The 12193-nt window shown below is 39.0% G+C and carries 14 protein-coding genes; 5 read left to right on the top strand and 9 right to left on the bottom strand.

Annotation, left to right across the window (positions count from 1 at the left end; genetic code table 11):
- The 5 genes from trmD to ACOKFD_RS04640 all read right to left on the bottom strand — a co-directional run bounded on the left by trmD (position 1) and on the right by ACOKFD_RS04640 (position 5034).
- Complete coding sequence (gene trmD / locus ACOKFD_RS04660) at positions 1-675, bottom strand: tRNA (guanosine(37)-N1)-methyltransferase TrmD (protein ID WP_422860183.1); 675 nt, start codon at positions 673-675, stop codon at positions 1-3.
- A gap of 15 nt (positions 676-690) precedes the next feature.
- The gene (locus tag ACOKFD_RS04655; RefSeq protein ID WP_422860182.1) at positions 691-1146 is read right to left on the bottom strand and encodes a GNAT family N-acetyltransferase; all 456 of its coding nucleotides are present in this window, start codon (positions 1144-1146) and stop codon (positions 691-693) included.
- A 213-nt stretch (positions 1147-1359) separates the two neighbouring features.
- Positions 1360-1962: a tRNA (guanine-N1)-methyltransferase gene (locus tag ACOKFD_RS04650; protein WP_422860181.1), complete on the bottom strand. Its 603-nt coding sequence runs from the start codon at positions 1960-1962 to the stop codon at positions 1360-1362.
- A gap of 107 nt (positions 1963-2069) precedes the next feature.
- Positions 2070-3518, bottom strand: a complete 1449-nt coding sequence (locus ACOKFD_RS04645; protein WP_422860180.1) for a glyceraldehyde-3-phosphate dehydrogenase — start codon at positions 3516-3518, stop codon at positions 2070-2072.
- Positions 3519-3639: 121 nt separating this feature from the next.
- Positions 3640-5034 carry a trypsin-like peptidase domain-containing protein gene (locus ACOKFD_RS04640; RefSeq protein WP_422860179.1) on the bottom strand — a complete coding sequence of 465 codons (1395 nt, stop codon included), beginning with the start codon at positions 5032-5034 and terminating at the stop codon, positions 3640-3642.
- 133 nt (positions 5035-5167) lie between these two features.
- Here ACOKFD_RS04640 and dapF point away from each other — a divergent pair, with 133 nt between their 5' ends.
- The 4 genes from dapF to ACOKFD_RS04620 all read left to right on the top strand — a co-directional run bounded on the left by dapF (position 5168) and on the right by ACOKFD_RS04620 (position 8302).
- Positions 5168-5941: a diaminopimelate epimerase gene (gene dapF / locus ACOKFD_RS04635; protein WP_422860178.1), complete on the top strand. Its 774-nt coding sequence runs from the start codon at positions 5168-5170 to the stop codon at positions 5939-5941.
- On the top strand, positions 5935-6468 hold the full coding sequence (locus tag ACOKFD_RS04630; protein WP_298999125.1) for a GNAT family N-acetyltransferase: 534 nt from the start codon (positions 5935-5937) through the stop codon (positions 6466-6468). The genes dapF and ACOKFD_RS04630 overlap by 7 nt, the downstream gene beginning before the upstream one ends.
- Positions 6458-7501: an endolytic transglycosylase MltG gene (gene mltG / locus ACOKFD_RS04625; RefSeq protein ID WP_422860177.1), complete on the top strand. Its 1044-nt coding sequence runs from the start codon at positions 6458-6460 to the stop codon at positions 7499-7501. The genes ACOKFD_RS04630 and mltG overlap by 11 nt, the downstream gene beginning before the upstream one ends.
- Before the next feature lie 159 nt (positions 7502-7660).
- On the top strand, positions 7661-8302 hold the full coding sequence (locus ACOKFD_RS04620) for a hypothetical protein (protein WP_422860176.1): 642 nt from the start codon (positions 7661-7663) through the stop codon (positions 8300-8302).
- Positions 8303-8355: 53 nt separating this feature from the next.
- Here ACOKFD_RS04620 and ACOKFD_RS04615 read toward each other — a convergent pair whose 3' ends face one another.
- From ACOKFD_RS04615 to dnaA, 3 genes are read right to left on the bottom strand one after another with little or no spacing between them, the layout of a single operon-like run.
- Positions 8356-9090, bottom strand: coding sequence for an SAM-dependent methyltransferase (locus ACOKFD_RS04615; protein WP_298999121.1), 735 nt, complete (start codon positions 9088-9090; stop codon positions 8356-8358).
- 1 nt (position 9091) lies between these two features.
- Positions 9092-9544 (bottom strand): low molecular weight protein-tyrosine-phosphatase, encoded by a 453-nt coding sequence (locus tag ACOKFD_RS04610; RefSeq protein ID WP_422860175.1) that lies wholly within the window; start codon positions 9542-9544, stop codon positions 9092-9094.
- A gap of 15 nt (positions 9545-9559) precedes the next feature.
- Positions 9560-10984 (bottom strand): chromosomal replication initiator protein DnaA, encoded by a 1425-nt coding sequence (dnaA, locus tag ACOKFD_RS04605; RefSeq protein ID WP_298999119.1) that lies wholly within the window; start codon positions 10982-10984, stop codon positions 9560-9562.
- A gap of 202 nt (positions 10985-11186) precedes the next feature.
- On the opposite strand from dnaA, the gene ACOKFD_RS04600 reads away from it, so the two are divergent.
- The gene (locus ACOKFD_RS04600) at positions 11187-11585 is read left to right on the top strand and encodes an acyl-CoA thioesterase (RefSeq protein WP_422860174.1); all 399 of its coding nucleotides are present in this window, start codon (positions 11187-11189) and stop codon (positions 11583-11585) included.
- Here ACOKFD_RS04600 and ACOKFD_RS04595 read toward each other — a convergent pair.
- Entirely contained in the window at positions 11582-12187 is a 606-nt protein-coding gene (locus ACOKFD_RS04595; RefSeq protein ID WP_422860173.1) for an IMPACT family protein, read from the bottom strand. The two genes, ACOKFD_RS04600 and ACOKFD_RS04595, sit on opposite strands and share 4 nt — an antisense overlap.
- Positions 12188-12193 lie beyond the last annotated feature (6 nt).

Below are 12193 nucleotides of genomic sequence, written 5' to 3'. Positions count from 1 at the left end.
TCATTTCAATAAATCGGGTCGTTTTTCTTGTGTTTTTTGTAGTGCCTGTTCTTCTCTCCATTCATCTATTTTGGGAGTATTTCCACTGAGTAAAATTTTAGGCACCTCCATTCCTTTGTATTCTGCGGGTCTCGTATATACTGGCGGGGCCAAAAGATTGTCTTGAAAAGTATCGGTCAACGCAGAGGTTTCATCATTCAATACACCGGGAATTAAACGTATTACCGCGTCACTTAGAATGGCAGCACCCAATTCACCTCCGGAGAGCACGTAATCCCCAACCGAAATTTCTCGGGTAACAAACTTATCTCTAACACGCTGATCCACTCCTTTATAATGTCCACAAAGCATGATGATGTTCTGTTTGAGAGATAATTGATTGGCAATACCTTGATTCAGTGTATCACCATCTGGGGTTAAGTAGATGACCTCGTCATAGTCTCTTTCTTGAGCTAGTTTAGAAATACATCTATCAATGGGTTCAATCATCAGAACCATGCCTGCTCCACCTCCAAATTGATAATCGTCCACCCGTTTATAGTTACCTTGGCCATATTCCCGTAAATTATGAAGATGCACTTCCACAATGCCCTTATCTATAGCCCGTTTTAAAATGGAGGCTTCAAATGGACTTTTCAATAGCTCGGGTAATACGGTAATAATGTCTATCCTCATAATTGAATGGAAATGCTATGTGTTGGATTGATTCGGATTGGCCCAAAAATAGTGTAAGTAGGATTTATCAAGTTCCCATCCCAAGCTTTCATACAGCTTTTGTGCTGGATTGTCCAATGCCGTCTCAAGGGCCAAACCCTTAAAACCTATGTCCCTGCAAAATAGTTGTGCATGTTCAAGTAGAGCTTTGCCAACCCCTTTGTTTCTATGTTCGGAGGTTACAAATAAATCATTAAGTATGTAGAAAGGTGTGAGGGATACTGAAGAAAATGTTTTATAAAGCTGAGTAAACCCTATTGGTTCCCCATTGTTTTGAGCCAAAAACAATACATTTTCATTTTGATTGAAACGCTCATTTAAAAAAGCCCGAGCAGCTTCTAAGTTAGAGGGTTGTCCGTAAAAGATACGATATGCATCAAACAAGGGAGCAATACCTTCTAAATTCTCCTGGCTTGCCATTTTAATCTCCATACAGCAAATGTAGTCAATTCACCTTTCTGCACTCATCATCAGAATCGGTTTCACCTTGCTGCGAGAATCTAAGTTTGTCGTTTCTAAAAAAGTTCAATTAAACAGTTGGTTATGGGCTATGAAACATATTTGGGGAATGAACTAGATTGACTCTGTTTAGATAATTTGATTAGGGTAGGTCAAACAAAAAAGCTTCCCTCGGGAAGCTTTTCATTATTTCTTTTGTTTATTGAGCTCATCTTGCAGCATCCTACTTACCTTTTGTTCTCTTTCCAAGGCCTTTCTCCTATGATCTTCGTATTCCGTTTCCAATTCGGCCAAAGCACTCTTAGCTTGTTGGGTAAGGAAATTACTATTCCTAAATTTATAAACGAACAAGAAAAGGAGTAGGGTAAGGATGGCAATAATGCCCCATACAATGGCCTTATAGGTTCCCTTGCTCAAAAGTGCACCAAAGAAAGAAATGCTATCTTTTTCATTGTTCACCCTAGTTAAATTACTTGTGGTTTCTTGAAGCTTGGTATTTAATCCATCAATTTCGTTAGTATTTCCCTCAATGGTTGCGGTAAGCTGTTTTATGGAAGCATTGGCCGTATTTATGGAATCAAAGATACTTTTCTTGATTCTGTTTAAATCGCTTAAACGCACTACTTCGTAACGGATTCCGTTGGCATTATAATTTCCTGATTTCTTTTCTAAAGCTTGAAACTGGGAAACTAGACTTTGGTCTTCTTCAACAGTATCGGATTGTTGTGCGTTTACTGAAATAAAGCTAAAAAATAAGAGGATTGTGATGAACAAACTAAGACGTTTCATGGTGTGTTTATATGTTAAATTAGATTGAGGGTAGGGCGAATTTACGGCAATAAACCAAAAATCAAAAAAACAGTCCAGCCTTTTTTTTCTCACCCGTTTTGGATGGTCTAATAATATGTATACCTTCTTACCTTAGAGATGTATTTTGCCAATCGAATCACTTGATGCGAATACCCATATTCATTATCGTACCAGATATAGAGAACCAGACTTTTTCCATCTGCAGAAACCAAAGTGGCCTTGCTGTCATAAATTGAGGGCGCAGAGGCTCCCACAATATCCGAAGAGACCAATTCATTGCTCAAGGAGTACTTAATCTGTTCCACCAAATCACCTTCCAAAGCATATTTTTTAAGAATGGTATTAACGCTTTCCGTTGAAGTTTTAGTTTTTACTTCCAAATTCAAAATAGCCAACGAGCCATTGGGTACCGGAACTCGAATTGCATTTGATGTCAATTTACCTTTTAATCCAGGCAGTGCTTTGGCCACAGCAGCTCCGGCTCCTGTTTCGGTGATTACCATATTTAGGGCAGCAGCACGTCCTCTACGATACTTATTGTGCATATTGTCCACAAGATTTTGATCGTTGGTATAGGCATGTATGGTTTCTATATGTCCTTTTTTGATACCCAAAGAATCCTCTATCACCTTTAATATGGGTGTAATTGCATTGGTTGTACAAGAAGCTGCAGAATAGATTTTTGTCTCATCTGGGTCAAACTCTCTTTGGTTAACTCCATGAACAATGTTAGGTACTTCTTTTCCCGGAGCGGTGAGCAAAACTCTTCCAGCGCCTTTTGCTTCCAAATGTCGGGATAGAGCGGCCTTATCCCTAAAGGCTCCAGTATTATCAATGATCAAAGCATTGTAGATACTGTATTTGGTATAATCTATACTTTCAGGATTATCCGCACTAATAAACTTAACGGTAGTACCATTTATGATAAGGGCTTCATTTTCCACATCTAAATCCACTGTTCCCATAAATTGACCGTGAACCGAATCTGTTTTGAGCAAGGCAGCCCTTTTTTCAAGAACTTCCTGTGACAAAGCACCTCTAACCACAACAGCCCTCAACCGAAGCTGACTTCCACGGCCAGTTTTTGTCATCAGTTCCCTAGCCACCAAACGACCAATTCTTCCAAAACCATATAAAACGACATCTTTAGGCTTAATCTCCTTTGAGGCTTGGGCATCCTTTAATTTATCGAGTACAAATGCTTTTACATTGAGATGTGTATTTCCATCTGAGTGATATTCATAGGTCAATTTTCCAATATCCAATTTGGCAGGAGGGAGGCTAATATCATTAATAGCTCTTAAAATCTCTACGGAATCGAAAATGGAAATGGGCTTTTGTACAAATTCCCCGGCATATTCGTGCAGATTAATGATGTCACTTACATTCTTATCAATGATTTGATTTTTGAAAAGAACAACTTCTATGGCCTTGTCGTACCATAGGTCACTGATGATTTTAATGAATTCTGTTGTGGCTTTTCTTCTATCAGCTTGAAAGGCAAGTTCTTTTTCGTAGGAACGGATATCGCTCATCTTTAGGTTGTGTATTTAAAATTTTCGGCAAAATTAGATATTTCAATCGTTTTCGTAAAACCTTTTGGTCATAAAAAAGCACCCGAAGAAGGGTGCTTTTTTTATTTATCTTTTTGATATGCTATTGAAGGATTAAACGTTCTTTTTCTCCATTTTTATTTATCATGGTGAAACTGGTTCGTCCATAACGCGATATTTCTCCAAATACCTCTTTGGCATCGTCAATATTGGTTATTTCTTTACCATCTACTTCCGTAATAACCTTATCCTTTAGGTCGTATCTGCTGTAACCTTCTGGAACATCTACTATTTTTACACCTTCCTTTACACCAAACTCCTTTTGGTCTTCTTTGGAAAGATTCTTGACCATAAAATAAGTTACAGGAAGAATAATGCTCTGCTGCTTTTTAAGTCGTACGCTTTTCTTCAATAGTTGACCTTTTCTGTCTACCATTACTTCAATAACGTCTCCGGGCCTTTTTGAAGAAATGTACCCAGTTAGTTCAGAAAATTTCCGTACTAAAATATTATCAACCTTTTTTATGACATCCCCTTCTTTTAAACCAGCTTCAGAAGCACCTGACTCTTCTGTTATTTCTGAAATATACACACCTTCAATTTCATCTAGTCCCAATTCAGATGCAATCTCGGTATTTAAATCACCTCCTCTGATGCCTAAAAGACCTCTTTGCACGTTACCAAACTCCATTAAATCCTCAATCACCTTTTTGGCAATATTACTGGGAACGGCGAATGCATATCCTACATAAGAACCTGTTTGTGATGTAATTGCGGTATTAATACCAATTAAATCTCCATTTGTATTTACAAGAGCACCTCCACTATTTCCAGGATTTACAGCTGCATCGGTTTGGATAAATGACTGGCCTCTTCCCAATGAACGGGCTTTGGCACTTACAATACCTGCGGTAACCGTAGATGTCAAACTAAACGGATTGCCCACTGCTAGCACCCATTCACCCACCTTGGCGTTGTCCGAATCACCAAAAGCAAGGTAGGGCAGAGCCTCATCCGTATTAATCTTTAACAAAGCAATATCAGAGTCCTTATCGGCTCCGATAACTTTGGCTTCATATGTTTTTTTGTTGTTCAGGGTAACCTCAAGCTGACTTGCATTCGCTATAACATGATTGTTGGTTACAATAAAACCATCGGGAGAGATAATCACTCCAGAACCTGTTCCAATTTGAGGAGTTTGCTTTTTTTCAAATCCATAGAAAAACTCGGCAAGACTATTACCAGAACCTTTGCTTAAGGTCAAGTTTTTTACGTGTACCACCGAGTTTACTGTTTTCTCGGCAGCAATGGTAAAGTCAACCTCATTAATCCCGGCGCCCTTGGCAGATGCGCTTAAATTACTAGTGCTTATAAAGGGAGTTTCTTTTGCACTCTCTACTATTTTATAGGTATCCTTTTCAAAAAATAATATATACGACCCCAAGGTGATAGCTCCTGCAAATAGGGAAACCAAAAATAAACCTGCAATTTTCTTCATAATTCAATAAATATTTAACATTTGGCTTTAACAAAATTAAATGAATTCACTTTTGTGTTGACCGGTTTAACTCCCTTTTAACTACAAAAATTTCCCTAAAGAATGCCCTATATTTGTTCTTTTGAACGAAAGTATGAAGGCCGAATTTTATAAATATCAAGGAACCGGCAATGACTTTGTCATGATGGACAATCGTCACAATGTTTTCCCCAAAAACAATACCAAGCTTATCAGCGAACTTTGCGATAGGAGATTTGGTATAGGGGCTGATGGTCTTATTCTTTTGGAAAATGACAAATTGTCTGATTTTAGGATGGTATACTATAACTCTGATGGAAGTCAAAGTCTTTGTGGCAATGGCGGACGTTGTGCGGTAGCCTTTGCACACTTTTTGGGTATGATTGATAAAGAAACCTCTTTTAACGCTATTGATGGTTTGCACTATGCTACCATTGAAGGAGATATAGTCAACCTTAAGATGGAGAATGTTCATGAGGTGAAGGAAAAACCTACCTACAGTTTTTTGGATACAGGGTCGCCACATCATGTGCAGATTGTGGAGGATTTGGAAGAAGTTGATGTAAAAAAGGTAGGAGCCAAACTCAGGTATGGTATGTATGGAAAAACGGGGAGCAATATCAACTTCGTTTCAGAATCAAAGGATGGTGTGTTTAATGCCCGCACATATGAACGTGGTGTAGAAGATGAAACCCTCTCATGTGGCACTGGTGTAACTGCTGTTGCCATTGCCATGCACAAAATGGGGAAAACAGAATCAAATACGGTATTTATAAATATGCCTGGCGGAAAATTGACGGTAAGTTTTGATACCCAAAACGGATTGTACACCAATATTTTTCTAAAAGGTCCAGCAAAACAGGTATTTAAAGGGAAAGTGGAATGGTAAACTTGAAGGGAACCCATATCAACCTTAGGGCACTTGAGCCTTCGGACCTGGATTTTCTCTATCAACTGGAAAACGATACCTCGATTTGGGAAATAAGCGGCACTACTAAACCATATTCCAAAAAGGTCCTGCAATCTTACTTGGAAAATGCTCATCGAGATATTTACGAGGTAAAGCAATTAAGATTATGCATATGCGATAAGGAAGGTATTTGCTTGGGTTTAATTGATTTGTTTGATTTCGACCCAAAAAATGCCAGAGCTGGTATGGGCCTCGTCATTTCAAATCCAGACAATAGAAACAAGGGGGTTGGAGCAGAGGCTATTTCACTTTTTTGTGAGTATGCTTTTTCAACGCTCCATCTGCATCAGATTTACGCCAATATTTTAGAGGATAATATAGCAAGCATCAATTTGTTCACAAAACTTGGGTTTGAAGTAATCGGAACTAAAAAAGAGTGGGTTCGCACCAGTAACGGCTTTAAAAATGAAATTATGTACCAAAAATTGAATCCCCATGTACATTAAAAAAATACTTTGGGCAGTGGCCATCCTAGGTTTGATTATCTGCGGTTTTGTTGTTTATCAAATATATTCTGCCATTTTTAGTCCCAATACCCAATTCAACAATGAAACCGCGTATGTCTTTATTGCCTCAGATGCAAAATTTTCAGAGGTGACCCAACAATTAGCTCCTTTGTTAAAAGATGTAGCTTCGTTTGAAGCGGTAGCAAAACGGAAGGGATATGTGGACAATATAAAAGGAGGAAAATTTCCATTGACCCAGGGAATGAACAATAACGAAATCATAAATTCCCTAAGGAGCAATAATACTCCCGTACGTGTTTCCTTCAATAACCAAGAATCCTTGGCCGCTTTGGCTGGGAGAATTGGAGAACAATTGGAAGCGGACAGTATTCAATTGTATACTGCCTTCAATAATCTAGGGTTTTTAAATGAAAATGGGTTCTCAGATGATACGAAATTGGCCATGTACCTTCCCAATACCTATGAGTTTTTCTGGAATACTTCAGCTGAAAAATTCAGGGACAGAATGTTGGCAGAATTTCAGAAATTCTGGGCTAAGGAACGCCTTGAGAAAGCCAATTCACAAAATTTAACCCCATTACAAGTTATTTCTCTGGCTTCCATAGTTCAAAAAGAAACTGCCAAAGTTGATGAGCGTCCGAGAGTGGCTGGTGTGTATTTGAACAGAATCAAAAAAGGAATTCTATTGCAGGCAGACCCCACGGTGATTTATGCGATAAAAAAGGAAACCGGAAATTACGATACAATTATTAAACGTGTCCTATATCGGGATTTAGAAATAGACTCCCCGTATAACACCTATAAATATAAGGGTGTACCCCCAGGGCCCATTGCCATGCCTGATATTTCTTCTATTGACGCAGTCTTGAATCGTGAAAAACACGACTATCTCTTCTTTGTTGCTGACGTATCCAATTTTGGCTACCATAAGTTTGCCGAGACTTTAGCGCAACACAACCGAAATAAGGCTCAGTACGTTCGTTGGCTGAACGCCCAAAAAACCTATCGATAGTACCCTTTACCGTTAATTTTCAGCGATTTAACGTTATTTAGGCCTGATTTATGAAAATATTAGGAGCTTTAACATTGTTAACAAAAAGTCTCCCACTATATTTGCCGGCCAAAATAAAATTTCGGTGTGTTTAACACTGGAATCTTAAATATGTAAATTATGAAAAGATGGATTAGTTTTATTTTGCATCTTGCCATGATTGTCATTTTAACGAGTTTCGGCTCGTACTCGGTAACAAAGAAGGAATTCCCCAAAGTTCCTGAAAACCTCCGAGTGACACTAGAAACTGAACCTACGGTTTCCTTCGAATTTGATTCGACAGAGGAAACTGCTATTGCTCCGCCCTTTTTGGGCAAATCGTACAACGGCTTTAAAGAAGCTTTGGCTTTTAAAGAGTCGCAGGGACGCTACCAAGTAGTGAACACCTTGGGATACCTTGGAAAGTATCAGTTTGGACGAAGCACTTTGAAATTGATGGGTGTATATGACACCAACGATTTTTTGAATAATGCCTCACTTCAGGAAAAGGTCTTTGAAGTAAATGTAGCCCGGAACAAATGGATTTTGAGAAGGGACATTAAGCGATTCAATGGTAAGCGTATCCGTGGAATAGAAATTACGGAGTCGGGAATCATTGCTGCGGCACACTTAGCAGGAGCAGGGAATGTAAAAAAATATCTGAGATCCTATGGCAAAAAAGATGTTGCTGATGCGTATGGAACTACCATTTCCTATTACATGAAGAAGTTTGGAGGTTACGATGTTTCCAATATTCACCAAAAGCGTAACGCTAAGGTGTAAAAGAGCATTGTAAAAAAAAGCAGCCCGGTTTCAATTTTGATTCCGGGCTTTTTTTATGCTTGGATGATAAAGATAGTAGGCCTTTTATTCAAGTCTACATCCAGCTCTTTCCATTCATGGACTATTTTTGTTTTAATAAATTCTGTGGGTAGGGTAATATCTGTAGCGATGCAAAGGCGTGTACTTTTTTGAAGCGTTTTTGTGAGTTCTGCTAAAAGTTTGTTGTTTCTGTAAGGAGTTTCCATAAAAATCTGGGACTGCCCGGTCTCTCTGGAAATGCGTTCCAGTCTTTTAATCATGGCCTTGCGCTCAGGGGCCTCAATGGGAAGATATCCGTTGAATGTAAAGTTTTGCCCATTCATACCGCTCGACATCATCGCCATTAATATGGAAGATGGACCTACCAAGGGAACCACTTGAATTCGTTTCTCATGTGCAATACGGACTACTTCGGAACCTGGGTCTGCAATTCCAGGACAACCGGCCTCCGAAAGTATGCCCACATGGTCTCCATGGATACATGGGTCCAAAAAGGAGGGAATGACCGCTGGGTCAGTGTATTTATTTATGGTTTCTATTTCTATATCCGCTTGAGATTTTCCAGGGCTTACCTTTTTTATGAACCTTCTTGCGGTTTTTTCATTCTCAACAATGTAGTGGTCTATATTTTCAATGGTTCTTTTGATAGAAATGGGTAGTACCTCCAAAGGAGCATTATCCCCTAGTGTAGTGGGTATTAAATACACCTTTCCGGCAACCAAACTTGGACTAGGCTTATTTTCCTCCATTTCAATCAAGTTTTTTTATGATTTCTTCACAAGCAGATTCAATGAGTTGATATACTTTTTCGAAACCATCATCACCGCCGTAATAGGGGTCAGGGACTTCTTGGGGGCCACTGCTCAATTCGCTCAACAGCAATCTTACCTTTTTTGATTGATGTTCAGTAGTGGCTAAACCAAGAACATTAGAAAAGTTACTTTTATCCATGACATAAATATGGTCAAACTCATCAAAATCAAGAACAGAAAATTTCCGGCATCTTTGATGGCCAATATCTAAACCGTGGCTTTTGGCAACAGCAATGGAACGGGGGTCAGGTGGATTTCCTACATGATATCCAGCGGTTCCCGCGGAATCTACAAATACTTTGGTTCTATTAACTTTGGATGCTAAAATTCCTTCGGCCAATGGCGATCTGCAAATATTTCCGAGGCAGACCATTAGAACCTTGGTTTTCATGAAAGGAAGGGTGGGTTAAGAGAACTTTTTGTTCAAGTCCTCAATATATTTTCTGAATTGTTTGTCTGTTTCCGCTAAGTTGTCTACCGTCTTGCAGGCATGTAGCACTGTGGCATGGTCACGCTTCCCAATTTGAGAACCAATGCTTGCCAATGATGCTTTGGTAAACTTTTTTGCGAAGAACATGGCCAACTGTCGCGCCTGAACAATGTGCCGTTTACGAGTTTTGGACTGAAGCGTGGCTACATCCATTTCAAAGTAATCTGACACTACTTTTTGGATATAATCTATGGAAACTTCTCGCTTGGTATTTTTTACAAACTTTTCGACGACTTGTTGGGCCAATTCCAAAGTAACCTCTCGTTTATTGAAGGAAGATTGGGCAATCAATGAAATAATGGCTCCTTCCAACTCGCGAATATTGGTTTTGATATTTTTAGCAACATGGTCCACAATATCCTCCGGCATCTCCACACCATCACGGAAGAGCTTGTTTTTTAAGATAGAAACACGGGTTTCATAATCTGGACTTTGTAACTCTGCTGATAGCCCCCACTTAAAACGCGACAACAAACGTTGCTCAATGTCCTGCATGTCCACTGGAGCCTTGTCAGATGTAAGAATAACTTGCTTCCCGTTTTGGTGCAAATGATTGAAAATATGGAAGAATACATCTTGCGTTCCAGATTTTCCTGAAAGGAACTGAACGTCATCGATAATCAAAACATCGATCAACTGATAAAAATGGATAAAATCGTTCCGGGTATTCTTTTTTACAGACTCAATGTATTGTTGGGTGAATTTCTCTGCTGAAATGTAAAGAACAGTCTTTTCAGGATACTTATCTTTTATTTCAACCCCAATGGCATGGGCCAAGTGTGTTTTTCCCAAACCAACGCCACCAAATACCAGCAAAGGATTAAAAGATGTTCCTCCGGGCTTATTTGCTACAGCCATACCTGCAGAACGTGCCAACCGATTGGAATCTCCTTCCAAGAAATTTTCAAAATTATAACTAGGGTTGAGCTGTGATTCAATCTTAATATTTCGAATCCCGGGAATAACAAACGGATTTTTTAATTCCGGACTTTTTGAGGTAATGGGTACATCCAATTCCTGAGGTGCCATTGCTGTTCTATTTGAACTTGGAATCTGTTCCGTAAATGGTTCTTTGTTGCCGTATTTGTTTTCCATCTTTATAATGTAGATGAGTTTGGCATTTTTCCCCAATTCCTTTGTGAGGGCTACTTTAAGCAGCTTTACATAATGCTCTTCCAGCCATTCGTAGAAAAACTTACTGGGCACTTGAATACTGAGTGCATTGTCTGTTAATCTGATAGGCTTAATAGGTTCAAACCACGTTTTGAATGCCTGCGGTTGGATATTATCCTTGATAAAAGCCAAACATTTGTTCCACACGGAATTTGCAGTAACACTCATAAAAGTTTTTCCTTGTTGTTGGTTAGCTAAATTTTTATTTTGCTAAGAGTACCTAGGGTTGAAAGGTGCTCGTTGGATGCGACAAATATGTGAACAATCTTTTGAAAAAAAAAATCAAATACCAGTTGAAAGTTTTGTTTTTTTTTTGCATGTTTCGCCAACGTTAACCAAGCCTCTAAATATAAAATTTTTCATTCAGAATATGCGACAAAATTCATTTTCTTTTCGGGTTCGCTATGGGGAAACCGACCAAATGGGGGTGGTGTACCACGGCAATTACGCACAGTACTTGGAAATGGGTCGTGTAGAATGGTTGAGAGCCCTGGGTATAAGTTATAGGAGTATGGAAGAAAATGGAATCATGTTACCTGTAATTTCCTTACAATTGGAATATAAAAAATCCGCTCGTTATGATGACCTGCTTACGGTTAAAACAAGCTTGGTGAAAACACCAACTGTTAAAATTGAGTTTGATTACGAAATTAGTAACGAAAACCAAGAGTTATTGGTTAAGGCCAACACGGTTTTGGCATTTATTGACATGAATACTCAAAGGCCTACGCGATGCCCAGAGTATATATTGGAAAAAGTGGCAGACTAGAAGGGACCCTCAATCTTTATTCCTGGAATTTCTTGAAATAATTCACCGGTTTCTTGAGCCTTACTCTTCTGGACAGAGATTACCATTCTACAGTTAAGCTCCATTTTTTGTGAAAGGATGGTAACTTTATGTTGTCTTAAAACCCGCATAACCTTGTTCATGTTAGGGTACTCAAAATGCAAAGTTATTTTGGAATGTTGTACACTTTGAATTATTTCTGATGCATCAAGAGTTAATCGAGCTGTTTCTCGATACGCTTGAATTAAACCGCCAACTCCTAATTTGACTCCACCAAAAAAACGCACTACCGCAACAAGTACATTGGTTATATCAAGAGCCTGTATTTGCCCATAAATGGGCATTCCTGCTGAATTATTGGGCTCGCCATCATCATTCGCTCTGTAGCTAAAAGAATCGACCCCTAAGCGCCATGCATAACATACATGATTTGCCGACGGATGTTTTTTTCTAAGAGCTTCCAAAATCGGTTTTACCTCTTCTTCGGAAGAAACAGGATATGCATATCCATAAAACTTACTCTTCCTGTCTTTATAAAGTATTTGTATTGAAGGCTTGGCCAATGTTTTGAAGATATCACCCATACACCT

The sequence above is a fragment of the Flagellimonas ulvae genome, assembly GCF_049333175.1.
GTDB lineage: Bacteria > Bacteroidota > Bacteroidia > Flavobacteriales > Flavobacteriaceae > Flagellimonas.
This window is presented reverse-complemented; position numbering and strand designations above follow the sequence as displayed.